This window comes from Silvania confinis (assembly GCF_025564085.1).
Classification (GTDB): domain Bacteria; phylum Pseudomonadota; class Gammaproteobacteria; order Enterobacterales; family Enterobacteriaceae; genus Enterobacter; species Enterobacter confinis.
Window position 1 is genome coordinate 47,673 of sequence record NZ_JAMGZJ010000062.1, and the last position, 24,340, is coordinate 72,012.

Below are 24,340 nucleotides of genomic sequence, written 5' to 3' on the forward strand. Positions count from 1 at the left end.
AAAACGTGATCAATCTAACACCTTGCCGATTGACCGTAAAGAAAGATGCGCTACATACAAGTGTAGCACCGTTCTGTACGTGTAAATTCCTGAATACGGCTGCAGGCAACTAAGGTCGCCGCCTTGCCCTGATTCCCTTCAATGTCCGTAAAACTGACAGTCCAGAGACAACAATGTTAGGATGGTCAGCAGACGATTAAGACGGTAACAAGCATGTTAGACAATGTTTTAAGAATTGCCACACGCCAAAGCCCACTTGCGCTCTGGCAGGCACATTATGTGAAGCAGCGCCTCGAAGCCTGCCATGCGGGTTTACGCGTTGAGCTGGTGCCCATGGTCACCCGTGGCGATGTGATTCTTGATACCCCGCTGGCGAAAGTCGGCGGTAAAGGCTTGTTTGTGAAAGAGCTGGAGCTGGCGCTGCTTGAGGATCGCGCCGATATCGCGGTCCATTCAATGAAAGACGTGCCGGTTGATTTCCCCGAAGGGCTGGGTCTGATCACCATTTGCGAGCGTGAAGATCCGCGCGACGCCTTTGTATCAAATCACTACGACTCGCTGGCGGCGCTGCCTCAGGGCAGCGTGGTTGGCACGTCAAGTTTACGCCGCCAGTGCCAGTTGGCCGAGTGCCGTCCGGATCTGATTATTCGATCCCTGCGCGGCAACGTTGGCACCCGCCTCAGCAAGCTGGATAACGGTGAATATGATGCCATTATTCTGGCGGTCGCGGGCCTGAAGCGCCTGGGGCTGGAATCACGCATTCGCGTGGCTCTGTCGCCCGAACAATCGCTGCCGGCCGTTGGCCAGGGCGCTGTGGGTATTGAGTGCCGCCTCGATGATACGCGCACCCATGCGCTACTCGCGCCCCTCAACCACGCTGAGACCGCGATCCGCGTGCAGGCCGAACGCGCCATGAATATGCGTCTGGAAGGGGGATGCCAGGTACCGATTGGCAGCTATGCTGAATTAATCGATGGTGAACTGTGGCTGCGCGCGCTGGTTGGTGCCCCAGACGGTTCGCAGATGGTGCGCGGCGAACGTCGCGGCAAACCGCAGGATGCCGAGCTGTTGGGCGTTTCGCTGGCAGAAGAGCTGCTGAATAATGGCGCCCGTGAAATCCTCGCGGACGTGTATAACGGAGAACCCCCGGCATGAGTATTCTTGTCACCCGCCCTTCTCCCGCTGGAGATCAGTTAGTGAGCCGTCTGCGCGCACTGGGGCAGGTGGCCTGGAGCTTTCCGCTGATTGAATTTTCCCCAGGCCGGGAGCTACCGATGCTTGCCGGTCATCTTCGCACGCTGCAGGCAAGCGATCTGCTGTTTGCCCTGTCTCAACATGCCGTCGAATTTGCCCACGCCCGGCTACAGCAGGACGGCCAGTGCTGGCCTGATGAACCCGGCTATTTCGCCATTGGCCGGAGCACCGCCCTCGCGCTGCATACCGAAAGCGGCAAGGACGTTCGTTATCCACGGGATCGGGAAATCAGCGAAGTCTTGCTACAATTACCTGAATTACAAACTGTTGCAGGGAAGCGCGCCCTGATTTTGCGCGGCAACGGTGGACGCGAACTGCTGGGCGACACGCTCCGCGATCGCGGAGCCGAAGTCATATTTTGTGAATGTTATCAACGTTGTAATAAGTACTATGACGGTGCGCAAGAGGCGATGCGCTGGCAGTCTCGTGGTGTTACCACGCTGGTGGTGACCAGCGGTGAAATGCTGCAACAGCTCTGGTCGCTTACGCCAGAATGGTATCGCGAAAACTGGTTACTCCGCTGTCGGCTGCTGGTCGTCAGTGAGCGTCTGGCGAACCTCGCCCGGGAACTGGGCTGGCAAGATATTCGGATCGCTGATAATGCCGACAACGATGCGCTGCTGCGCGCATTACTATAACTCTCATAATGGGAAGCCATAATGACGGAACAAGAAAAATCCTCCGCCGTGGTTGAAGAGACCAGGGAGACTGTGGATGTTACGCCACAGCCAGAAACGACTGAGAAAAAACAGGGCAGCAATAAAACCAGCCTGGCGCTGAGCGCGATTGCGATCGCCATTGCGCTGGCCGCAGGCATTGGCCTGTATGGTCTGGTGAAACAACAAGCCACCAACCAGACAACCACCAGCGATGCGCTGGTCACGCAGATAACGGCGCTGCAACAATCTCAGCAGACGCAAAAAGCGGAGCTGGATGCAGTCATCAAGCAGCAGGCCGCGCAGCTGACCGATGCCAATCGTCAGCAGGCTGACCTGACGAAACAGCTGGATGAGATGCAGCAAAAAGTGGCAACCATTTCTGGCACAGACGCCAAAACCTGGCTGCTGGCACAGGCTGATTTCCTGGTCAAACTGGCCGGGCGTAAACTGTGGAGCGATCAGGATGTCACCACTGCAGCAGCGCTGCTGAAAAGTGCGGATGCCAGCCTTGGTGACATGAATGACCCGAGCCTGATCGCCGCACGTCGTGCGCTGACCGAAGATATCGCCAGCCTGGCGACCGTCTCGCAGGTGGACTATGACGGCATCATTCTGAAAGTGAATCAACTGTCGAACCAGATTGATAACCTGCGTCTGGCTGACAATAACGACGATGACTCCCCGATGGATTCCGACAGCAGCGAGCTCTCCAGCTCTCTCGGCGAATGGCGCATTAACCTGCAAAAAAGCTGGCAGAACTTTATGGACAGCTTTATTACCATTCGCCGTCGCGATGAAACTGCCGTACCGCTGCTTGCCCCAAATCAGGACGTCTACCTGCGCGAGAATATTCGTTCACGCCTGCTGGTGGCCGCACAGGCGGTCCCGCGCCATCAGGAAGAGACCTATAAACAGGCGCTCGATAACGTCTCGACCTGGGTCCGCGCTTATTACGATACTGATGATGCCACCACCACGGCCTTCCTCGACGAAGTGGACAAGCTAAGCCAGCAAAACATCACCATGAACGTGCCGGATAAACTGGAAAGCCAGCCAATCATGGAAAAGCTGATGCAAACGCGCGTGCGTAATCTGCTGGCCCAGCCTGGCGTCGCGGCGCAACCTGCTGCTGAGGCGCCAGCGCCAACACCGGCCCCTGACAGCGCACCACAAGGAGAGTAATCATGATTAAAGTCTTATTACTCTTCGCACTGTTGATCGCCGGGATCGTGCTCGGCCCAATTCTGGCGGGTCATCAGGGCTATGTGTTGATCCAGACCGACAACTACAACATCGAAACCAGTGTCACCGGTTTAGCGATCATACTGATCCTGGTAATGGTGGCGTTCCTGGCGATCGAGTGGATCCTGCGCCGTATTTTCCGCACTGGCGCGCATACCCGCAGCTGGTTTGTCGGACGCAAGCGCCGCCGTGCGCGTAAGCAGACCGAGCAGGCGCTGCTGAAGCTGGCCGAAGGCGATTATCAGCAGGTTGAAAAGCTGATGTCGAAAAATGCCGATCACGCCGAACAGCCGGTGGTCAACTATCTTCTGGCAGCCGAAGCGGCGCAGCAGCGTGGGGATGAAATCCGCGCCAATCAGCATCTGGAGCGCGCATCCGAGCTGGCAGAAAAAGATCAGATCCCGGTCGAAATCACCCGCGTACGACTGCAGCTGGCACGCAATGAGAATCATGCTGCCCGCCACGGCGTCGATCACCTGCTGGAAATCGCTCCGCGTCATCCGGAAGTGCTGCGTCTGGCAGAACAAGCCTATATTCGTACGGGCGCATGGGGCTCGCTGCTGGACATTATCCCGTCGATGGCAAAAGCCGAAGTGGGTGATGATGAACAGCGCGATGACCTGCAGCGTCAGGCCTGGATTGGTCTGATGGACCAGGCGCGTGCCGATCAGGGCAGCGATGGTCTGAAAACCTGGTGGAAAAACCAGAGCCGTAAAACGCGCCAGCAGGTACCCCTGCAGGTGGCGATGGCGGAGCATCTCATTGAGTGTGACGATCATGACACGGCGCAGGGCATTATTCTGGATGGCCTGAAGCGTCAGTACGACGATCGGCTGGTGATGGTGATCCCGCGTCTGAAAACCAATAACCCGGAACAGATCGAAAAAATGCTCCGTCAGCAAATCAAAACTGTGGGCGACCGCCCGCTGCTGTGGAGCACCCTCGGTCAGTCGCTGGCGAAGCATGGCGAATGGAAGGAAGCCAGCCTTGCCTTCCGCGCGGCGCTAAAACAGCGCCCGGATGCGTTTGATTACGCCTGGCTTGCCGATACGCTGGACAAGCTGCACATGCCGGAAGAAGCCGCCGCGATGCGTCGCGATGGTCTGCTGCTGACGTTGCAGAACAATCCCCCGCAATAATTCAACAGGAGGCCAGACGGCCTCCTTTTTTTATCACTCTTCTCACCGATAGATTCTCCTGCTACATTTTCTGCAATCATCTTCAGGATCGCCTCCGCCAATGTAACGACATCCTTTCATCAAACATTTTTCCTGCACGCGCCTTGCCGCGTGGACGTAATCGTTTTTGAAAGGATTGTTCATGAACACGCTTTTATATGCGCTTTTTAGCGCGCTCCGCTGCCATCGCTGGCTGCGAATGTTGGCCTGCGCCTTTCTCTTTACCTCGCTGGGAAATGGCTTAACTCAGGTGCTGGTGTTTGGTCTGCTTTTAGACTGGCAGGCTCCCGCCTCACTGTTAACCCTGGCATACCTGTTTGCAACGCTACCAGGATTTTTAGGCAGCCTCGTCGGGGAGAAGCTGTGCCTCTCTTATTCACCCATCACACTGCTGATAGCAACGGAGTGCCTGGGTTTCATCGCCCTGCTGTTTCCGCTGATGGGTATTCATTTTCATAGCATCACGGCAATGCTGGCGGTTCAGTCCACGGAGGCCTTTCTGGGCGGGATGAGCTGGCCGGCGCTCACCTTGCTGTTCAAGCGTGGGTTATCTGAAGCCGAACTGCCTGCTGCGACCTGTCTGGAGAATGTCATTTTTGCTTCTCAGGTGCTGGCAGGAACGGGACTGGGCATTGTACTTTTCCATCATCTGCCCGCTCTGGCACTGGTTGGGATCGACGCACTCACTTTTGCTGGCTCGTTGCTGATGCTGGCGCTTGCAGGCAAATCACTGCCTTCTCTTGTCACGCATTATGCAGCAGAAACTGCCCGACCTGGCGCAGTGCACTGGCGAACGCTGGCACCGCAACAAAAGCGCAGCCTTTTGCTGTTACCCGCTCTCGCTGCCGTGGGTTCACCTGCCATGGCGCTGCTTCCTGCGCTGGCGCAGCAAATCGAACCGGATAACGCCGCAGGTCTGGCACTGCCCTTACTTTTTGCCCGTAGCCTGGGGCAATTGTGCGGCCCGCTGCTGCTTAAAAGAGACAGCTTGCCGCGCTATGCCAGACAAAACCGGCTCCTGCTGCTCTGCCTCGGTCTCTTTTTAATCTCATACGGTGTAATTCCGCTGCTGTCAGGCGTGCAGATACTGGGGATGGTTTTTCTCGCCCATCTGGCCTCTAACATTGTCTTTGCGGCAGGCACGTTTAGCGTATTAAGCAGCTTTCAGGCAGCCGAGGTCTCTTCTGCCAGCGGCAAGGCGTGGCGATGGCAAACGGTCAGCGCATCATTGTTTACCTGCATCGCCGCGCTGGTTGCCGCCTCGCTGGGGCCGATGCAGGCCCTATACATTGTTTCGACGGGCGCGCTGCTGATGGTGGCGGGGATCATGGCGCATTATCGTCAATAACCCATAAAAAAACGCCTGCTAAAAAGCAGGCGTTAAAAAGGTCATTTGACAACTTGTGGTGCTTCACTCAACGTTGTGCCCAGGGTGTTTGATGAGGCCGAAGCGACATCTGTCAGTGGACGATAAGCACCGTAAATGGCTCTGCATCATTCCGGAGTTTATGAGGCACTAAGGCGAACATAAGAGGTGGAATGAGCATCTACAGGTATATTATTGCACGTAACGTGCCAACGCTGCATGTTGAAGTTCTACATCACGCAACTTTTTAAGATAAAAGGAATTTGTGCCGGTTCGGCAGTATTACGACAGTAGAAAGCGGCGGCACGAGCGGTAAATTGTCGCCTGAGAGCGACACTAATTGCGGAAAGGTAAAATATTGTTGTTTTTCAATTAGATAAGTGTCACTTATTCACGACAAGCAGAGATGTCGCTGTCGGTCATTAGCAACACGGGCAGGAATGGCAGAAAACAAAAAACCCCGCCGAAGCGGGGTTCAAAATTGGTCGGCGAGAGAGGATTCGAACCTCCGACCCACTGGTCCCAAACCAGTTGCGCTACCAAGCTGCGCTACTCGCCGTTGTACTGCTTTTTTTGAATTTTTATTTCAATTCAATATAAGTCGTGGTGCGAGGGGGGGGACTCGAACCCCCACATCCTAAGGACACTAACACCTGAAGCTAGCGCGTCTACCAATTCCGCCACCTTCGCAATTCACAACCTATCTAATAATGGGGTGGCTAATGGGACTCGAACCCACGACAACTGGAATCACAATCCAGGGCTCTACCAACTGAGCTATAGCCACCACAACTTTATTCTTTCACGCGGTTCTGCCTACTTAACAGACCACCGCAGCTCCAGCACCGGGTTAATGGTGCGCCCGACAGGATTCGAACCTGAGACCTCTGCCTCCGGAGGGCAGCGCTCTATCCAGCTGAGCTACGGGCGCTTAGCGCCGTTGCGGGGCTGGATATTACGGAGGTCTCGGTCTGCTGTCTAGTGCTTTTTTAAAAATAAATGCGCGTTTGATTATAGATTGCGCATTTTGCCGCTTATTCCTTCATTTTCAGACTTTCAACATGCCGACCGAGGCCAAAAAGCTTATATCCGAGCGACACGGCAGCCATGAAGATCGCACCGACAAACAGCGACATGCGGGTATCTTCATTGATATACATTCCAACCAGGACGCAGACCAGGAATGCCATGGTTAAATAGTTTGCCCATGGGAACAGTATTGAGCGGAACGGATGGCTGGCAATCGCGTTTTTATGTGCCTGACGGAAACGCAGCTGGCTAATCAGGATCACAAACCACGGCACCATGCCCGGCAGCACGCTAGCGCTGTAGACATAGACAAACACCTGCTGCGGATTCGGAATAATGTAGTTCAGGCAAGATCCCACCAGCAGAATGAGAATAGAAACCGCCACCCCCGCCACCGGCACCCCCACGCGCGACACTTTACCCATCGCCGCCGGAAGCTGACGGTTTTTCGCCAGCGCGTACAGCATACGCCCGCAGCTGTACATGCCGCTGTTACAGCCGGAGAGTGCCGCCGTCAGCACCACAAAATTAATAATGCCCGCCGCGGCAGTAATACCAATCTTCGCAAAAGTCAGCACGAACGGGCTGCCGGTGGTGCCGATCTGGTTCCACGGGAAGATAGTTACGATGACAAAAATGGCGCCTACATAGAAAATCAGGATCCGCCACAGCACCTTGCCTACCGCGCTGCGCAGCGTGACCTGTGGGTTTTTCGCTTCACCTGCGGTAATGCCGATAAGCTCAACCCCCTGATAAGAGGCTACCACGATACAGAGCGCGGTCAGGAAGCCTTTCCAGCCGCCCGCAAAGAAGCCACCGTGTTCGGTGAGGTTGCCAAAACCGATTGCCTGCCCGCCGTTGCCGAGGCCAAAGAAGATCACCCCCAGGCCCACCACAATCATCACAATAATAGTGGTGACTTTAATCATCGCGAACCAGAACTCAATCTCACCGTACAGGCGCACGGCAGCAAGGTTGGCCAGCGCCACCAGCCCCACGGCGATAAGCGCGGGTATCCACTGCGCCATTTCCGGGAACCAGAACTGCACGTAGACCCCGATGGCGGTGATCTCCGATATCCCCACCGCCATCCACATAAACCAGTACGACCATGCGGTGAGATAGCCGAAGAACGGGCTCATGTAACGGTGCGCATACACGGCGAACGAACCGGCAACCGGCTCAAGGAATAACATTTCGCCCATTGAGCGCATGATGAAGAAAACGAACAGTCCGGCGACGATATACGCCAGCAGGACCGACGGGCCAGCCCATTTCAGGGTGCTGGCGGAGCCCATAAACAGGCCCACGCCAATCGTCCCCCCCAGGGCGATAAGTTCTATATGACGTGCTTCCAGCCCACGCTGAAGCTCCGGTTTTTTCTCTGCCATAAATCCTCGGTTGTGCTTGCTATTTTCCCGGCCTGCGCCGGTTATTGTTATGGGTAAAGATCGGCTATCGCAGGCTATGCAAAATCGACCGTCAATGTTTACGGTTGGCGCAAAAACAGCCTGGTGCGGTAGTGAGGGGAGGAATGGTTTCTTAAAATAGGTGAAATGGCAAATGAAGCGTTAAAAAAATGAATGTATTGCACATAAAACCAGCAGATTCTGCCGGAAAAGCGCAGCGCGAAGCGTCTATCGCGCTGCCAGGAAAGATTACAGGCGACCGGAGTAGTGCCAGCCGAGATAACGCAGCAGACGCAACTGACGGGTAATACGGCTGGGCTGCGACAGCAGACGATACAGCCACTCCAGACCCAGGTTCTGCCACACTTTTGGCGCACGTTTAACGTGGCCAGTAAAGACATCGTAGGTGCCACCGACGCCCATATACAGCGCATCCGGGCATACCTGGCGGCAGTCGCGCATCAGGATCTCCTGGCGCGGTGACCCCATCGCGACGGTGACAATTTTCGCCCCGCTGTCGCGAATACGGGCGAACAGCGCCTGCTGCTGATCGGCGTTGAAGTAGCCATCCTGGCTGCCGACGATGTTCACCTGCCACTGCGCGCGCAGTTTCTGCTCGGTTTGCGCGAGGATCTCAGGCTTGCCACCAATCAGAAAGACCGGTGTTCCATCACTACCCGCCCGCGCCATCAGCGCTTCCCAGAGGTCGGCCCCTGCTACACGCGAGATATTGGCATCCGTGTATTTTTTACGTACCGAGCGCACCACGCTGATCCCGTCGGCGTATTTAAACTCAGCCGCCTCGATCAGGTCGCGGACCTGGGCGTTATCCTCAATGGTAAGCATTTTTTCTGCATTGATGGCCACCAGAGTGCCGGTTTTGATCCTGCCGTCGGCGCACAGGTAGTCCAGCGCGTGTTGCATATTGCGCCAGCCAATCAACTTTAGTCCGCGCAGGTCATACAGCGGCGCAGAAGTATTATCCGTCATTACTATCCTTATCAGACTTGCGAAAGCGTCCTGCCGCTTGTCGGTTCACGTTTATGCACGAGTCCTGCCACGTCGAATAGCCAGTACAGCAGCTTCGCCATCAGCAGGCAGATGCCAAAAACCACCATAAAGAAGACCACGCGGGAGACAAACGAATCCAGCCCCTCACGCGCCAGCACGATCATATTGAAAATGGCACCAAAACAGAAACTATGCAAAATCGCTGCCTTATAGCGGTTCGTCTCCCGGTTACCCAGCGTATACAGCCAGTCGAACCATTTGATGATCAGCCCTACGGCAATGGCACCCGGCAGGATAAACCAGCCGCCGCCCATGACCACCAGCGACCCGATTAGCGTCGGCGATATCGCCAGCCCAGAGTGGTTGTTAAGCACTTCCCAGGTGAAGTAGTTGGCGGTATTCAGGACGATGCCCGGCCTGTCTGGCCATAGCCAGGTGGGGATAAAGACATAGAAATCGCGCACAATAGGCGCCAGCCCCTGGAAGTCGATTTTGTCGTAGTTCTGCAGCAGCAGGGCTAAATTTTCCCACGGCGAGAAGGTGTCGCGCGTCAGATACAGGAAGGTATAAAACGCCTCGTCGCCGCTGACGTTCATCCCATAGCGCTTCAGCGCCAGCCAGAACATGCCAACAATCCCCAGCACGCCCGCCGCAGCCAGCATCCACAACGAGATCCAACCGCGAATGATGCCGATAAACAGGAAGATGGCGAAGGCGATGATGATATTCGCACGCGTCCCGCCGACAATCATGTAGGTCAGCAGGCCAAACGCCACGGTACTGACGAGAAAAAACAGCCACGCCCGGGCGTCCTGACGCAGAAAATAGACCACCAGCATTGCCGGGATGAAGAAGTAAAAGAAGCGCTTAAGCGCCACGCCGGAGACTTCGCTGGAGAAGATCTGGCTGTAGGAGTTGAGCTTGAACAGCAAAAAGCCGTTGTGCATAAAGAAGATGCCGACGGTGACCAGCGCAATCAGCATCAACATCACCCAGGTAAGATGCGTCTCCACCCGGTTCATGGTAAACAGCGGCCTTCGGGGAGCAGTACGGCCTGCGGGTTTTAGCCGCGTCTTGTAGGCAATGTAGTAGACCGCATAGAAGCAGGTGGCCGACAGCAGCGCCTGCATCAGGATTTCCGGCGGTACCACCCCCACGTCGAAGCGGAACACCAGAATACTGGTCAGCGGAAAGCCGAAGTAGAAGGTCAGCAGGAACAGCAGCGAGAAGAAGACATTAAAGTTAAAGCGCACCCGCCGGAACTCAAACCAGGTCAGGGTGGCGATAAACAGCGAGCTCAGCAGCCAGATGACTAACAAGCCGCTAAATTGCAACTGGCTCATGCATTGTCTCCTGAGGCAATCCGCAGCGCATGTTGCCACGGCGTGAGGTAGTTGGGGCTGAAGAAGTCGATCGCGTTTTTATCCACCTGCGTCAACTGTCGTTGCGCTTCCCGCACCACCTCTTCGTTGAGGTCGTCAGTGGTGAACAGCACCGGAATGTGCTGCTCCGCCATATCCTGCCAGAACGGGTTATCGCGGTTGAGCACGCACGGCACGCCTGCCTGAATTAGCAGACACAGCGTGCCAATCCCCTGCTGGCGCGCGAAGATGAAATAGCCAAGATCGCACTGGCGCACCAGTGCGAGATAGTCATCAAACGCCAGCTTGTCGCTGAGGATCTGCAGATTTTCAGCACTGAATAGTGCCTGACCACTCTGACGGACTTCATCAATGTACGCCGCGTTATTAGCAGGATAGCCCATCGGCACAATCACGTTGACCGTATCGCCGAATTGCTGATGCACGGACTTCAGGGCGGCAATGTGCTCGTTACTGCGATCCCCGGAATTCCCCACCAGAATCGTCAGCTTGCCCTCACGTTTCGCCTCATTGGCTAAACCGTTCAGCGCCGGATCCATACGGGTCGGAAAATAGAGCCGTTCACGGCGAACCTTCGGATGACGCTGCGCGAAATAATTGAGATCGCCTTGGGTGGCAAAGACACAGCCCACGCGGCCCTGTGCCATACGACGCAGCGGGTAGAAGAGACGGAACTTCCATCCCTGCGATACCTCATACAGATCGGCACCCCAGATATGCCAGTAAAACTGGGCGGGTTTAATGCCACCACTTAGCAGCGCCAGCCACAGGCCGGTATTAAACTGCCCGTGGAAAAAGAAACGCTGCTGGCGATTGGCTTTTGCTTTAGCAATCACTGCCCTGGCGAGTGAAGGTTTGTCCGGCCAGAAAGTCAGCTGCAGTGCCGGGCACGCAGCACACAGCCCGTTATCGTGCCCCACCACCATAAATTCGCGGGCCTGGTCACTGCCGGGCGCCAGTTCGTCATTAAAGAACCGCAAAACGGTCTGGTTATGGTGTGGGATATCCGATCCCAGGACGTGAATCAGTGCAGTCATGTACGTTTATGCCAAAGTAAAAAGACGCCGCAACAGGCAGCAAAATAAACGATGTAAGTAGCCATATACGCCTGGGCCGCCCCCAGTGCGCCGTGTGCAGGGATCAGCCAGTGCGAAAATACGGTGAGCAGCGCGAACTGGCTGATTTCTGCCAGAATATAGAGCCGCAGTGAGGCTTTGGCGATCACCAGATAACCAAAGACGTAAGCGCCTACTTTCAGTACATCGCCCACCAGCTGCCAGGCAAACAGATCGCGCATGGCGATAAATTTGTCGGAGAACAGCAGCCAGATCGCCACATCGCGCAGGAGCCAGACGGTAAAGCTGGCCGCTGCTACGGCAGGGAGTACGAAGCGCAGCGCGCGCAAAATCTCGCGGGAGATCTCCTGCCGGGCGGTCAGCCGCGACAGAGTTGGCAGCAGGTAAACGCTAAACGAAGCGGTGATGAACTGCAGGTAGGCATCGGAAATACTGCTAACTCCTTGCCAAATCCCCACTTCATCCCAGCTGTAATGCGCCGCCAGCAGGTTTCGCATCATCACGTAGGCCACCGGCAGGGTCACGGAGGTAATGAGCGCCATAAGGGTAAATTTACCCAGCTGCCCCGCCAGCATCTTATCCCACTGGGGCTTCAGGTAACTGAGCGGAACGGAGCCTCTGCGAATCAGCATAACCGCAGCCGGGATCACCACCAACGCAGGAACCAGCGCCAGGCCAAGCAGCGCGCCTTCGTAGCCGCCCAGACGATAGCAGGCGTAATACGCGACGACGCCAATCAGGCTGCCGGCGATCAGCGCGAGCGCATTCCCGGCCGCATCACGAAAGCCCTTCATCAGGGCCAGCAGCAGGTTCGCCCAGGCGATGCCCATCTGCACCAGTGCTACCAGCCGCACCAGGCCCTGGTAGCCTTGATGACCGAAGAGCCCCTGGCTGATGGGCGCTGCCGCCAGCAGGAATACCGCCGCCAGCAGAGTGGAAAAGCCCAGCACCATCGCCGACGAGGTGCCCACTACCTTACGCAGCTGTGCCGTATCGTCGTGGTATTGCGCGACGTACTTGGTTACACCGTTGAAAATGCCCGCCCCGGCCAGCACACCCAGCACAGTGACCAGTTGGCGAAAGTTACCCGCCTGTCCGACCCCCGCAGGGCCAAACGACACGGCCAGCAGTTTGACGACCAGCAAGCCTACGCCGATCTTGACGAGTGTGGACGCTGCCGTCCACACCGATGCTTTCGCCAGAGACATATCAGCCGAAGTAACTCAGAAGGGTATTAATGACCGTACGCTGGTTGACCGGCGCGAGGTTGTAGAACAGCGGCAAGCGGAGTAACCGCTCACTTTCTTTGGTGGTAAAGCGATCGGCACCCACAAACTCGCCAAAGGCTTCACCTGCCGGACTGGAATGCAGCGGAATGTAGTGGAACACCGCCATGATCTCGGCTTCTTTCAGATACGCGATAAGCGCACTGCGATCGTCATTATCCCGCAGCTTCAGGTAGAACATATGCGCGTTATGCACACAGTCGGCCGGAATAGTCGGCAGTTCGATAAGACCTTTACGCGCCAGTGGGGCCAGCGCATCGTAATAGGTCTGCCACAGCGCCAGGCGCTGCTGGTTAATACGATCGGCTGCTTCCAGTTGGGCCCACAGGTAAGCCGCCTGCAGATCCGCCATCAGATAGCTGGAGCCGATATCGCGCCAGGTGTACTTATCCACCTGCCCGCGGAAGAACTGGCTGCGGTTAGTGCCTTTCTCGCGGATGATTTCAGCGCGTTCAACCAACGCGCGGTCATTAATCAGCGTTGCGCCGCCTTCACCGCCCGCGGTGTAGTTTTTGGTTTCATGGAAGCTAAAGCAGCCGATATGACCGATGGTGCCCAGCGCCCGCCCCTTGTAGGTAGACATCACGCCCTGAGCGGCATCTTCCACCACGAACAGGTTGTGCTTTTTAGCGATGGCCATGATGGTGTCCATCTCGCACGCCACACCCGCATAGTGCACCGGCACGATGGCCCGGGTCTTATCGGTGATCGCCGCTTCAATCAGCGTCTCGTCGATATTCATGGTATCCGGGCGGATATCAACAAAAACGATTTTCGCCCCGCGCAGGACGAAGGCGTTTGCCGTCGAGACGAAGGTGTAGCTCGGCATGATCACTTCATCGCCTGGACCGATGTCCAGCAGCAGTGCCGCCATTTCCAGCGATGCGGTACAGGACGGAGTGAGCAGCACCTTCGCGCTCTTGAAACGCTGCTCCATCCACTGCTGACAACGGCGCGTAAAGCCGCCATCGCCACAAAGTTTGCCACTGCCCATCGCAGACTGCATGTAATCGAGTTCAGCGCCCACGACAGGAGGCGCATTAAATGGGATCATCTTTTCACCTGTATAGCCAGTAAGCGGTTGATTCAATGTTGCCACCGCTTGCAATGTAACGTTTAAGCGCGGCGGTGTTACCCATTTGGGTCGCCACCCGCAACGTGGAAAGCTTCTGCTGCTGCGCCCAGCACAGCGCCGCCTGCATCAGTTTCTCGCCCATCCCACGCCCGGCCAGCAGGCCAATACGCGCTTCGGCATCGTTTAGCTGACGCAGGGAGACAAAACCCTGGAGGGTGCCATCCGCTGCACGGAACACGAGACAAAGATGGTCGAAGGTGCCTTTTACCGCGTTTTCGATCCACTGGGCATAGAATCGGCCGCTGTCATCAGGGGCGTACCATGGCGCACGGAAGCGGCTCTGGGCGAAGGCCTGCGCGGCCAATTGGCGCAGTGCAGGGATATCCTGTTCAGTTGCCCTTTCGCCACCCGGGTTAGCGTGTTGCGTCACGGCGATCGCCAGATCGACCTCACCTTCGACCAGCCTGAATCCCTGCTGCTGGAGCGCGTCCAGCCAGTCGGCTCGGGTGGCCGGTATTTTGGCCTGCACGCGCTGCCAGGAGGTAAAATCTGACGCGGTCAGCGGCGGGGCGTCATCTGAGACCCGCACAATCGCGCTGGGCAGAGAGAAAAACTGACTTTCCCACTCCAGCGGCTGCAGCACACCGTGCAGCTGACTCAACGCCAGACGCCTTTGGTATCAACGATATAACTCTGCTGAACAGCGTCGCCCGGGATCGCTTTAAATTCATTGTGATCCACAAGCAGTACCAGCACATCTGCCGTGGCCAGCGCGTTATCCAGGTTTGTCAGGGTGCAGCGATCGGCAAGCTTGTTCGGTAACGTATGGATATTCGGCTCAACCACCTGCGTTTCGCCGCTGTGCCAACTGGCTATCATTTCAGCAATTTCCATCGCCGGGCTTTCACGCAAATCGTCAATGTTCGGCTTAAATGCCAGGCCAAAACAGGCGATGGTCAGCTCGTTTGCCCGCTTGCCGCTGTGGGTCAGGCAATCGGCAACGGTGGCTTTCACCTGATCCAGCACCCAGTGCGGTTTGCTGTCGTTCACTTCGCGGGCAGTGCGGATAAGACGCGCCTGCTCGGGATTTTGCGCCACGATAAACCACGGATCGACCGCGATACAATGGCCGCCGACCCCAGGGCCAGGCTGCAGAATATTGACCCGAGGATGGCGATTTGCCAGACGAATCAGTTCCCAGACATTAATCCCCTGATCGGCGCAAATCAGCGACAGCTCGTTGGCAAACGCAATGTTGACGTCGCGGAAGCTGTTTTCCGTCAGTTTGCACATTTCAGCAGTGCGTGAGTTGGTCACCACGCACTCACCTTCGAGGAAAATGTTGTACAGCTCACTGGCGCGGGCGGAACAGACCGGAGTCATCCCGCCAATCACGCGGTCATTCTTAATCAGCTCGACCATTACCTGCCCCGGCAGCACACGCTCCGGGCAGTAAGCGATGTTAATGTCGGCCTGCTCCCCTGCCTGCTGCGGGAATGTCAGGTCCGGGCGCGCTTCGGCCAGCCACTGGGCCATCTGCTCGGTGGCACCCACGGGTGACGTTGATTCCAGGATAACCAGCGCGCCTTTTTTCAGCACCGGGGCGATGGATCTGGCTGCCGCTTCGACATACACCATATCTGGCTCGTGATCGCCTTTGAAGGGCGTCGGTACCGCAATCAGGTAGGCATCGGCAACCACCGGCGTGGTGCTGGCTTTCAGGAACCCGCCCTCAACGGCGGCTTTCACCACCTTGTCGAGATCCGGTTCGACGATATGAATTTCACCGCGGTTGATGGTGGCAACCGCATGCTGGTTGATATCCACGCCCACGACCTGTTTTTGACGGGAAGCAAATGCCGCCGCCGTTGGCAGCCCAATGTAGCCAAGACCAATGACTGAAATGGTAGCAAAACTCATAGCGATACCCGATTGTGTTTAAGTGCGTACAAAATACGGTCGCAGGCCTGTCCATCGCCATAAGGATTATGGGCGCGACTCATGGCCTGGTACTCTCCGTCGTCGTGCAGCAGACGCGTCACTTCTTCAACGATCAGCTGCGAATCGGTACCCACCAGGCGTACCGTTCCGGCTTTTACTGCTTCCGGACGTTCGGTGGTTTCACGCATCACCAGCACCGGTTTACCCAGCGACGGTGCTTCTTCCTGAATACCGCCCGAGTCCGTCAGGATCAGCCAGGCGTGATTCATCAGCCAGACAAAGGGCAGATAGTCCTGTGGCTCGATGAGGATGACGTTTTTAACGTGCCCCAGAATACGATTGACCGGCTCGCTGACGTTGGGATTGAGGTGCACTGGATAGACGATCTGCACATCTTCATTTTGTGCAGCAATTTGCGCCAGCGCGTGGCAAATTTGCTCGAAGCCCTGGCCAAAACTTTCCCGACGGTGGCCGGTGACCAGAATCATTTTTTTGCCGTTGGCGAGGAACGGATACCGCTCGGCCAGTTCACCGCGCAGGGTATCGCTTGCCAGTACCCGATCGCGCACCCAGATCAGCGCATCAATCACCGTATTGCCGGTCACAAAGATATGTTGATCCGCGATATTTTCCCGGCGCAAGTTTTGCCGGGAATTCTCGGTCGGAGCAAAGTGATACATCGCCAGATGGCCGGTCAGAGTACGATTCGCCTCTTCAGGCCAAGGGGAATAGAGATCGCCGGTACGTAATCCGGCCTCCACATGCCCTACCGGAATGCGCTGGTAAAAGGCCGCCAGGCTCGTGGCGATGGTGGTGGTGGTATCGCCATGAACCAGCACCACGTCAGGCTTAAATGATTCCAGAATAGGCTTTAACCCTTCCAGAATACGGCAGGTAATTTCGGTTAATCCTTGCCCGGGCTTCATAATATTGAGGTCGTAATCGGGAACAATGGAAAAGAGATTAAGGACCTGATCCAGCATCTCCCGATGCTGTGCGGTCACGCACACCTTCGCTTCAAAATCAGGATCATTTGCCAGCGCATGCACCAGAGGCGCCATCTTGATGGCTTCCGGCCGTGTACCAAAGACGGTAAGTACTTTCACATCGATTCTCTTCGATTAGACGATGAAGGCCATGAGCCTTCATCGTAGATGGCGTTCTTAAATTTTGCGACGACGCGTTAATGCCACGCCAGCGCCAATTAAGGCACCTACAATCCCCCACATAATCATCAGGAATGCACGACGTGGACTATCGCGTTTTACAGGTTCTTCAGGCGTTCGCAAATAACGATAGGTCTGAAAACGCGGGTCCAGTGTCGGACCTACGTTGAGGGTGGTCAGCATGGCGCGGTTTTGATCGTAGTCGAGGTCAAAGTCAGGCCCTACAGCCTGCAGATTTTCGAGTCGTGCCTGCAGCATTGGACGACCAAGCAAGAACATTTCAGAATCAGGCAGTTCATCGGCAGGGACGTCAGTTTCACTGCGGGAGATATTGCTCTTCTCCGCCACTTTCAGCGCCTGTTCGATGGTGTGGATCCGACGGGTAAAGATCGCTTTGGCCACCTCTTCCTGACGTTTCACCTGCGCTTTCATCTGGATGGTCCGCGCAGCCCAGGCACCTTTCAGCTCATCATTGAGATGGCTCGCCGCCCGCTGACTCGCAAAAGCAACGTACTGACGCAGCAGGTTGTTGGCATCCGGCGCGGTTTCGGCGATCAGCTTGACGCTGTCGTTGACGTTGCGCAGCGGATCGCCTGCCATAAACTGGATATTATTGATTAACTCATCAAGGAGAGCGGCATCCGCTTTACTGTTGCCAACCATCCGCTGTTTGAAATAATCGGTCTGGTTCCAGAAATCGCGACGCGTATCCCAGGAGGCGAGTTGCATGACGAATTCTTTATACGATTCATCCATTACCGAAGGCTGGTCTGCGGGCACGAGATTCGCTTTGACATCCAGATTGCGCAAAAACTGCTGCTGTGAGTAAAAGCCACCGAGCATGTTAACCGTCGGACGATCGGTGATAGCCGTTGCGCTCCATTCCTGTCTGGCGAAAAAGGTGTAAGCCAGTGCGATAAGCGCAAAGCCCAGCGCGATTCCTGCAATCCACAACTTGCCCGCCCATAACACGCGGAACAAACCACGAACGTCCAGCTCATTCTCAGTAACCACTGATTCTGCTCCCGCCAACGGTTGAGTCATTACAATCCCGATTTACTTAGTTATAGTTGGGTTATTGCCATTGCTTCGACGCATCCGGCGTTTTACGCGTTTAATGAATCGCGCCACTTTCCATGCGCGTTTAATGCAATAACCGTACAGGAAGAATGCTAGCAAGAATAATACCAACATTACCCATTCAGGAACGATATGCGTATATTCTGCGGCGACCCCAATCCCGGCCAGAAGAGCAGCGGCCAGGGTGATAAGGACAAATGCCTGCCGCGAGGTGAAGCCCGCCCGCATAATTAAGTGGTGAATGTGTTGACGGTCTGGCGAGAAAGGACTCATGCCCTTACGCAGACGGCGATACATAATCGCCACCATATCCATCAGTGGAATAGCAATAATCCACAGCGCTGTCACCGGGCTGATGGGATGGGTATTCCCCTGAGTCGTTTCCAGCAGGATCCAGATAACGGTAAAGCCGATTAACGTACTGCCCGCATCGCCCATAAACACTTTGTAGCGGCGCCCGAGCACGCCGAGGTTAAGGCAGATATACGGCAGAATGGCGGCGATCATTGCAAAACACCACATCGACAGGCTGTATTGACCGTCAAACCACAGGATGATGCCGATCGCAGCAAACGAGACGCTGGAAAGACCGCCCAGCAGGCCATCAATACCGTCCACCATGTTAAAGGCGTTAATCGCCGCCCAGACGGCAAACAGCGTCAGGAAGTAGCCGAACGGACCGAGTACCATCTCCCAGGTGCCAAAAATATAGCCAAGGCTGCTGAGATAGAGCTTGCCGACCACCATCATCACAACGCCAATGCCCGCCTGGACAGCGGCACGGAACTTCACGCTAATGTCAAATCGGTCATCAAGGGCACCCACCAACACCAGCACACCCGCGCACGCCAGATAGAGCGCAGCGTGTGGGATATAGTAGTCCGCAATCGCAAAGGTAAAGCAGATACCCGCATAAACGGAGATCCCCCCGACGAGCGGAATCAGACCTTGATGGCGTTTACGGAAATTGGGTTTATCCACCAGCCCCACGCGTTTCGCCACCTTACGGGCGAAAAACAAAAAGCAGGTGGTGAAAAGAAAAATACTGATTAGCTCAGTCACCGCAGTGAGTAGATTCACAATGGATGCTCTCAACAAATGTTAATCCTGGAAGTATAACCTTGAAGGCTCTGCTCCAGAAGGAAAAAGCAGGCCTCTGACAAGTCCCTTTGTTTATTTTTCAATCAATTAATTTTCTACTTTGACTAACATTCCTGTTTTCCAACTCGTCAGTAAACAGGGGTCGTCTGAAATTACAGCGTATAAGCCACAAAAGAAAAACGCCACGTAAAAACGTGGCGTTTTAGGCGTTTATTTACTTTACGAACGTTTCATCATGTCGAAGAAGTCGTCGTTGGTTTTGGTCATCGCCAGCTTGTTAATGAGGAATTCCATTGCGTCGATTTCACCCATTGGATGGATGATTTTGCGCAGGATCCACATTTTCTGCAGCTCTTCCTGAGTGGTGAGCAACTCTTCTTTACGGGTACCGGAACGGTTGTAATCGATAGCCGGGAAGACGCGTTTTTCAGCGATTTTACGAGAGAGGTGCAGTTCCATGTTGCCTGTACCTTTAAACTCTTCGTAGATAACCTCATCCATTTTGGAGCCGGTATCAACCAGCGCTGTAGCGATGATGGTCAGGCTGCCGCCCTCTTCAACGTTACGTGCCGCACCGAAGAAGCGTTTTGGACGATGCAGGGCATTAGCGTCCACACCACCGGTCAACACTTTACCGGAAGCCGGAACCACGGTGTTGTAGGCACGCGCCAGACGGGTGATAGAGTCAAGCAGGATGATCACGTCTTTCTTGTGTTCAACCAGACGCTTCGCCTTCTCGATTACCATCTCCGCAACCTGAACGTGACGGGATGCTGGTTCGTCAAAGGTAGAAGCAATCACTTCGCCTTTCACCAGACGCTGCATCTCGGTCACTTCTTCCGGACGTTCGTCAATCAGCAATACCATCAGCACACAGTCAGGGTGGTTGTAAGCAATGCTCTGCGCGATGTTCTGCAGCAGCATCGTTTTACCCGCTTTTGGCGGTGCAACAATCAGACCACGCTGACCACGACCAATCGGAGAAGCCAGATCCAGTACGCGAGCAGTTAAATCTTCAGTCGATCCGTTACCACGCTCCATACGCAGGCGAGAGTTCGCGTGCAGCGGCGTTAAGTTTTCAAACAGGATCTTATTGCGCGCGTTTTCCGGTTTATCGTAGTTAACTTCGTTAACTTTCAACAGCGCAAAGTAGCGTTCACCCTCTTTAGGAGGACGAATCTTACCTGAAATGGTGTCACCGGTGCGGAGGTTGAAACGGCGGATTTGGCTGGGAGAAACGTAGATATCATCAGGACCGGCGAGGTAGGAGCTGTCTCCAGAGCGGAGGAAACCAAATCCGTCCTGCAATATTTCCAGCACACCGTCGCCAAAGATATCTTCGCCACTCTTTGCGTGCTGCTTCAGGATGGCAAAAATGATGTCCTGCTTGCGCATACGAGCCTGGTTTTCCAGGCCCATATTTTCGCCGAGAGTGATCAGCTCAGAAACCGGCGTATTCTTTAATTCGGTAAGATTCATAATGGTGTGGGTTCTTAAACTCGGGGTAATACTCGAACTTAATTTGTGAGTGGTATGGCAGGGTCATCCATGCCTGTTAGCGGCTATCAACTCATGTCTGTTCGCTGTCTGCTTACAGGGAAAGCACAGAACTGAAACGACAAGACGGATTGAGTGACAAGCCCGGAATCTATCGACTTCTCGCACTGTGTATGTCAACAACGGGAAGTATCGGGTCAAACAAGATTCAAACAACAAGGTATGTTTAAAACGTAGTCATAGCTAACTTAGCACGACTAATGCCGGGCGTCCAGAGATCCAAACAATTTAGAAACCCCGGACGCACAGCCGAGAAACCTTACGCCAGATTAGCGTCGAGGAACTCTTTCAGTTGACCTTTGGACAGTGCGCCCACTTTGGTCGCCGCGACTTCGCCATTTTTAAACAGCAACAGGGTCGGGATGCCACGGATACCGTACTTCGGTGCGGTGCCCGGATTCTGGTCGATGTTCAGTTTAGCAACGGTCAGTTTGCCCTGATATTCGTCGGCGATCTCATCCAGAATCGGGGCGATCATTTTGCAAGGACCACACCATTCAGCCCAGAAATCGACGAGGGTCAGCCCGTCAGCTTTAAGTACGTCCGTGTCAAAACTGTCGTCAGTCAGGTGAATAATTTTATCGCTCATATATAACTCCACAGGAATAAGCCTGGCGCGTTGATGTCGCATCCATCAACGACGTGTTGATGGAGCAATAACCAACTAAAGGTTGACTTTATTTCACCGGATACGCTTTCGTAAAGCAATAGTAAGCTGATATTCTACCACACTATGAGCAAAACACATTTAACAGAACAGAAGTTTTCCGACTTCGCCCTGCACCCAAAAGTCATCGAAGCCCTTGAAACAAAAGGGTTTCATAACTGTACGCCCATTCAGGCTCTCGCCCTCCCGCTCACGCTGGCGGGTCGCGATGTTGCAGGGCAGGCGCAAACCGGTACCGGCAAAACGATGGCGTTCTTGACGTCAACGTTTCATTATTTACTTTCTCATCCGACAATTGCTGACCGTAAAGTTAACCAACCGCGCGCGCTGATCATGGCCCCGACGCGAGAACTTGCGGTACAGATCCACGCTGATGCAGAACCGCTGGCGCAGTCCACCGGCCTGAAACTCGGCCTGGCCTACGGCGGTGACGGTTATGACAAACAGCTGAAAGTGCTGGAAAGCGGCGTCGATATTCTGATCGGCACCACTGGCCGCCTTATCGATTATGCCAAACAGAATCACATCAACCTTGGCGCGATCCAGGTTGTGGTGCTGGATGAAGCCGATCGCATGTACGATTTGGGCTTTATTAAAGATATCCGCTGGTTGTTCCGTCGTATGCCTGTCGCGAACCAGCGCCTGAACATGCTGTTCTCCGCAACGCTTTCGTATCGCGTGCGCGAACTGGCGTTCGAACAGATGAACAACGCCGAGTACGTCGAAGTGGAACCGGAACAGAAAACCGGCCACCGTATTAAAGAAGAGCTCTTCTACCCTTCTAACGAAGAGAAAATGCGCCTGCTGCAGACGCTGATTGAAGAAGAGTGGCCGGACCGTGCAATCATTTTCGCCAACACCAAGCACCGTTGCGAAGATATCTGGGGCCATCTGGCTGCCGATGGACACCGCGTAGGTCTGTTGACCGGCGACGTTGCCCAGAAAAAACGTCTGCGCATTCTTGAAGACTTCACCCGTGGCGATCTGGATATTCTGGTTGCAACGGACGTCGCCGCACGTGGGCTGCACATCCCGGCCGTAACGCACGTCTTCAACTATGACCTGCCGGACGATTGTGAAGATTACGTTCACCGTATTGGTCGTACCGGTCGTGCAGGTGCCAGCGGAAACTCCATCAGCCTCGCCTGTGAAGAGTACGCGTTAAACCTGCCCGCGATTGAAACCTATATCGGGCACTCCATTCCGGTCAGTAAGTACAACCCGGATGCCCTGATGAGTGAGTTACCGCCGCCGAAACGCCTGACTCGCGCGCGTTCCGGCAATGGCCCGCGCCGTTCCAGCGCACCGCGTAATCGTCGTCGTTCAGGCTAAAAACTATGCACCGTTCCGCCTCGCTCTATGCAGCTATTGATTTGGGTTCGAATAGTTTTCATATGCTGGTTGTGCGCGAGGTGGCGGGTAGCATTCAGACGCTGACGCGTATTAAGCGTAAGGTCCGCCTCGCAGCGGGCCTTAGCGCGAATAATCAACTCTCTCCAGAAGCGATGGAGCGTGGCTGGCAATGCCTGCGCCTCTTTGCTGAACGTCTGCAAGATATTCCCTCCCTGCAAATTCGTGTCGTCGCCACTGCTACCCTGCGGATGGCGGTGAATGCTGGTGAGTTTCTTGCAACCGCGCAGGCGATCCTGGGCTGCCCGGTCCATGTGATTAGCGGCGAAGAAGAAGCCCGGCTTATTTATCAGGGCGTGGCGCATACCACCGGCGGTGATGAGCATCGTCTTGTCGTCGATATCGGCGGTGCAAGCACCGAACTGGTCACCGGTAATGGGGCGCAGGCCACTTCCCTGAACAGCCTGTCGATGGGCTGCGTCACCTGGCTTGAGCGTTACTTTACCGATCGCAACCTGGCGCAAGAAAACTTCGATGAAGCCGAAAAAGCCGCACGGGAAGTGTTACGCCCGGTAGCAAATGCACTGCGTTACCATGGCTGGAAAGTCTGCGTCGGCGCTTCCGGCACGGTGCAGGCGCTGCAGGAAATCATGATGGCGCAGGGGATGGACGAGCGCATCACGCTGGCAAAACTCCAGCAACTGAAGCAACGCGCCATTCATTGCGGACGGCTGGAAGAGCTGGAAATTGAAGGTCTCACCCTGGAGCGCGCGCTGGTGTTCCCCAGCGGGCTGGCGATCCTGATTGCCATTTTTACCGAGCTAAACATTCAGTGCATGACCCTTGCGGGCGGCGCACTGCGGGAAGGTTTGGTGTATGGCATGCTGCATCTGGCGGTAGATCAGGATATCCGCAACCATACGCTGCGCAATGTTCAGCGCCGGTTTATGGTGGATATCGAACAGGCAAATCGGGTGGCCAATCTTGCAGTAAGTTTTCTCGATCAAGTCGAAGATGAGTGGCATATTGAACCTATCAGCCGTGAACTGTTGCTAAGTGCCTGCCATCTACACGAGATAGGCCTGAGCGTTGATTTTAAACAAGCTCCACTGCATGCTGCGTACCTGGTACGTAATCTTGATCTCCCCGGTTTTACTCCCGCGCAAAAGAAACTGTTGGCCACGCTGGTCTTAAACCAGACGAACCCCGTCGACCTCTCTTCGCTCCATCAGCAAAATGCAGTGCCGCCGCGCGTGGCAGAACATCTCTGTCGCCTGTTACGTCTGGCGATTATCTTTGCCAGTCGTCGTCGGGATGATTTACTTCCAGCCATTACGTTGCAAGCAGAGGGCGAAACGCTCACACTGACGATGCCCGAGAAATGGCTGGATATTCATCCGCTTGCATCAGAAATGATCGAGCAGGAGTGTCAGTGGCAAAGTTATGTACACTGGATGTTGGACATCCATTAATCCAGGCCCGGCAGCGCCACGCTTACCGGGTCTTCAACA

At 55.2% G+C, this 24,340-nt stretch carries 20 protein-coding genes and 4 tRNA genes; 7 read left to right on the forward strand and 17 right to left on the reverse strand.

Going from position 1 to position 24,340, the window contains the following annotated elements:
• Positions 1–213 precede the first annotated feature (213 nt).
• The 5 genes from hemC (at position 214) to M8013_RS01580 (ending at position 5,681) form a co-directional block, all read left to right on the forward strand.
• A complete protein-coding gene (gene hemC, locus M8013_RS01560; RefSeq protein WP_271266086.1) occupies positions 214–1,155 on the forward strand; it encodes a hydroxymethylbilane synthase in 942 nt (313 codons plus the stop codon).
• On the forward strand, positions 1,152–1,892 hold the full coding sequence (gene hemD / locus M8013_RS01565; RefSeq protein ID WP_271266087.1) for a uroporphyrinogen-III synthase: 741 nt from the start codon (positions 1,152–1,154) through the stop codon (positions 1,890–1,892). Before hemC ends, hemD begins: the two co-directional genes overlap by 4 nt.
• A gap of 21 nt (positions 1,893–1,913) precedes the next feature.
• Positions 1,914–3,095, forward strand: coding sequence for a uroporphyrinogen-III C-methyltransferase (hemX, locus tag M8013_RS01570; RefSeq protein WP_271266088.1), 1,182 nt, complete (start codon positions 1,914–1,916; stop codon positions 3,093–3,095).
• A 2-nt stretch (positions 3,096–3,097) separates the two neighbouring features.
• Positions 3,098–4,294, forward strand: coding sequence for a protoheme IX biogenesis protein HemY (gene hemY / locus M8013_RS01575; RefSeq protein ID WP_271266089.1), 1,197 nt, complete (start codon positions 3,098–3,100; stop codon positions 4,292–4,294).
• A gap of 181 nt (positions 4,295–4,475) precedes the next feature.
• Positions 4,476–5,681 (forward strand): MFS transporter, encoded by a 1,206-nt coding sequence (locus M8013_RS01580; protein ID WP_271266090.1) that lies wholly within the window; start codon positions 4,476–4,478, stop codon positions 5,679–5,681.
• A gap of 500 nt (positions 5,682–6,181) precedes the next feature.
• Here the strand turns inward: M8013_RS01580 and M8013_RS01585 are convergent.
• The 17 genes from M8013_RS01585 to trxA form a co-directional block, all read right to left on the reverse strand.
• Positions 6,182–6,258, reverse strand: a tRNA-Pro gene (locus M8013_RS01585).
• Positions 6,259–6,303: 45 nt separating this feature from the next.
• A tRNA-Leu gene (locus M8013_RS01590) sits at positions 6,304–6,389 on the reverse strand.
• 21 nt (positions 6,390–6,410) lie between these two features.
• Positions 6,411–6,486 (reverse strand) — tRNA-His (locus M8013_RS01595).
• 67 nt (positions 6,487–6,553) lie between these two features.
• Positions 6,554–6,630, reverse strand: a tRNA-Arg gene (locus tag M8013_RS01600).
• Between the two features lie 103 nt (positions 6,631–6,733).
• The gene (thrP, locus tag M8013_RS01605) at positions 6,734–8,119 is read right to left on the reverse strand and encodes a bifunctional threonine/serine APC transporter ThrP (RefSeq protein ID WP_271266091.1); all 1,386 of its coding nucleotides are present in this window, start codon (positions 8,117–8,119) and stop codon (positions 6,734–6,736) included.
• 267 nt (positions 8,120–8,386) lie between these two features.
• Positions 8,387–9,127, reverse strand: a complete 741-nt coding sequence (gene wecG / locus M8013_RS01610) for a lipopolysaccharide N-acetylmannosaminouronosyltransferase (protein WP_271266092.1) — start codon at positions 9,125–9,127, stop codon at positions 8,387–8,389.
• Between the two features lie 11 nt (positions 9,128–9,138).
• Positions 9,139–10,491, reverse strand: coding sequence for an ECA oligosaccharide polymerase (wzyE, locus tag M8013_RS01615; protein ID WP_271266093.1), 1,353 nt, complete (start codon positions 10,489–10,491; stop codon positions 9,139–9,141).
• On the reverse strand, positions 10,488–11,567 hold the full coding sequence (locus M8013_RS01620) for a TDP-N-acetylfucosamine:lipid II N-acetylfucosaminyltransferase (protein ID WP_271266094.1): 1,080 nt from the start codon (positions 11,565–11,567) through the stop codon (positions 10,488–10,490). Before M8013_RS01620 ends, wzyE begins: the two co-directional genes overlap by 4 nt.
• Positions 11,564–12,814, reverse strand: coding sequence for a lipid III flippase WzxE (gene wzxE / locus M8013_RS01625; protein ID WP_271266095.1), 1,251 nt, complete (start codon positions 12,812–12,814; stop codon positions 11,564–11,566). The genes M8013_RS01620 and wzxE overlap by 4 nt, the downstream gene beginning before the upstream one ends.
• Before the next feature lies 1 nt (position 12,815).
• Positions 12,816–13,946, reverse strand: coding sequence for a dTDP-4-amino-4,6-dideoxygalactose transaminase (gene rffA, locus M8013_RS01630; protein ID WP_271266096.1), 1,131 nt, complete (start codon positions 13,944–13,946; stop codon positions 12,816–12,818).
• Positions 13,947–13,950: 4 nt separating this feature from the next.
• Positions 13,951–14,628 (reverse strand): dTDP-4-amino-4,6-dideoxy-D-galactose acyltransferase, encoded by a 678-nt coding sequence (rffC, locus tag M8013_RS01635; protein WP_271266097.1) that lies wholly within the window; start codon positions 14,626–14,628, stop codon positions 13,951–13,953.
• A complete protein-coding gene (wecC, locus tag M8013_RS01640; protein ID WP_271266098.1) occupies positions 14,625–15,887 on the reverse strand; it encodes a UDP-N-acetyl-D-mannosamine dehydrogenase in 1,263 nt (420 codons plus the stop codon). The genes rffC and wecC overlap by 4 nt, the downstream gene beginning before the upstream one ends.
• The gene (gene wecB / locus M8013_RS01645) at positions 15,884–17,014 is read right to left on the reverse strand and encodes a non-hydrolyzing UDP-N-acetylglucosamine 2-epimerase (RefSeq protein WP_271266099.1); all 1,131 of its coding nucleotides are present in this window, start codon (positions 17,012–17,014) and stop codon (positions 15,884–15,886) included. Before wecB ends, wecC begins: the two co-directional genes overlap by 4 nt.
• A 57-nt stretch (positions 17,015–17,071) precedes the next feature.
• The gene (gene wzzE, locus M8013_RS01650) at positions 17,072–18,118 is read right to left on the reverse strand and encodes an ECA polysaccharide chain length modulation protein (protein WP_271266100.1); all 1,047 of its coding nucleotides are present in this window, start codon (positions 18,116–18,118) and stop codon (positions 17,072–17,074) included.
• A gap of 12 nt (positions 18,119–18,130) precedes the next feature.
• Positions 18,131–19,234 (reverse strand): UDP-N-acetylglucosamine--undecaprenyl-phosphate N-acetylglucosaminephosphotransferase, encoded by a 1,104-nt coding sequence (wecA, locus tag M8013_RS01655; protein WP_271266101.1) that lies wholly within the window; start codon positions 19,232–19,234, stop codon positions 18,131–18,133.
• A 240-nt stretch (positions 19,235–19,474) separates the two neighbouring features.
• Positions 19,475–20,734, reverse strand: a complete 1,260-nt coding sequence (gene rho, locus M8013_RS01660) for a transcription termination factor Rho (protein WP_110276891.1) — start codon at positions 20,732–20,734, stop codon at positions 19,475–19,477.
• A gap of 337 nt (positions 20,735–21,071) precedes the next feature.
• Positions 21,072–21,401 (reverse strand): thioredoxin TrxA, encoded by a 330-nt coding sequence (trxA, locus tag M8013_RS01665; RefSeq protein ID WP_004386384.1) that lies wholly within the window; start codon positions 21,399–21,401, stop codon positions 21,072–21,074.
• Positions 21,402–21,545: 144 nt separating this feature from the next.
• Here trxA and rhlB point away from each other — a divergent pair, with 144 nt between their 5' ends.
• Complete coding sequence (gene rhlB / locus M8013_RS01670; RefSeq protein ID WP_271266102.1) at positions 21,546–22,811, forward strand: ATP-dependent RNA helicase RhlB; 1,266 nt, start codon at positions 21,546–21,548, stop codon at positions 22,809–22,811.
• 5 nt (positions 22,812–22,816) lie between these two features.
• Positions 22,817–24,301 (forward strand): guanosine-5'-triphosphate,3'-diphosphate diphosphatase, encoded by a 1,485-nt coding sequence (gppA, locus tag M8013_RS01675; protein WP_271266103.1) that lies wholly within the window; start codon positions 22,817–22,819, stop codon positions 24,299–24,301.
• Positions 24,302–24,340: the final 39 nt, after the last annotated feature.

Coding starts and splice junctions, on each gene's coding strand:
- hemC (WP_271266086.1), top strand. CDS start 214: ATGTTAGACAATGTTTTAAGAATTGCCACACGCCAAAGCCCACTTGCG.
- hemD (WP_271266087.1), top strand. CDS start 1,152: ATGAGTATTCTTGTCACCCGCCCTTCTCCCGCTGGAGATCAGTTAGTG.
- hemX (WP_271266088.1), top strand. CDS start 1,914: ATGACGGAACAAGAAAAATCCTCCGCCGTGGTTGAAGAGACCAGGGAG.
- hemY (WP_271266089.1), top strand. CDS start 3,098: ATGATTAAAGTCTTATTACTCTTCGCACTGTTGATCGCCGGGATCGTG.
- M8013_RS01580 (WP_271266090.1), top strand. CDS start 4,476: ATGAACACGCTTTTATATGCGCTTTTTAGCGCGCTCCGCTGCCATCGC.
- thrP (WP_271266091.1), bottom strand. CDS start 8,119: ATGGCAGAGAAAAAACCGGAGCTTCAGCGTGGGCTGGAAGCACGTCAT.
- wecG (WP_271266092.1), bottom strand. CDS start 9,127: ATGACGGATAATACTTCTGCGCCGCTGTATGACCTGCGCGGACTAAAG.
- wzyE (WP_271266093.1), bottom strand. CDS start 10,491: ATGAGCCAGTTGCAATTTAGCGGCTTGTTAGTCATCTGGCTGCTGAGC.
- M8013_RS01620 (WP_271266094.1), bottom strand. CDS start 11,567: ATGACTGCACTGATTCACGTCCTGGGATCGGATATCCCACACCATAAC.
- wzxE (WP_271266095.1), bottom strand. CDS start 12,814: ATGTCTCTGGCGAAAGCATCGGTGTGGACGGCAGCGTCCACACTCGTC.
- rffA (WP_271266096.1), bottom strand. CDS start 13,946: ATGATCCCATTTAATGCGCCTCCTGTCGTGGGCGCTGAACTCGATTAC.
- wecC (WP_271266098.1), bottom strand. CDS start 15,887: ATGAGTTTTGCTACCATTTCAGTCATTGGTCTTGGCTACATTGGGCTG.
- wzzE (WP_271266100.1), bottom strand. CDS start 18,118: ATGACTCAACCGTTGGCGGGAGCAGAATCAGTGGTTACTGAGAATGAG.
- rho (WP_110276891.1), bottom strand. CDS start 20,734: ATGAATCTTACCGAATTAAAGAATACGCCGGTTTCTGAGCTGATCACT.
- trxA (WP_004386384.1), bottom strand. CDS start 21,401: ATGAGCGATAAAATTATTCACCTGACTGACGACAGTTTTGACACGGAC.
- rhlB (WP_271266102.1), top strand. CDS start 21,546: ATGAGCAAAACACATTTAACAGAACAGAAGTTTTCCGACTTCGCCCTG.
- gppA (WP_271266103.1), top strand. CDS start 22,817: ATGCACCGTTCCGCCTCGCTCTATGCAGCTATTGATTTGGGTTCGAAT.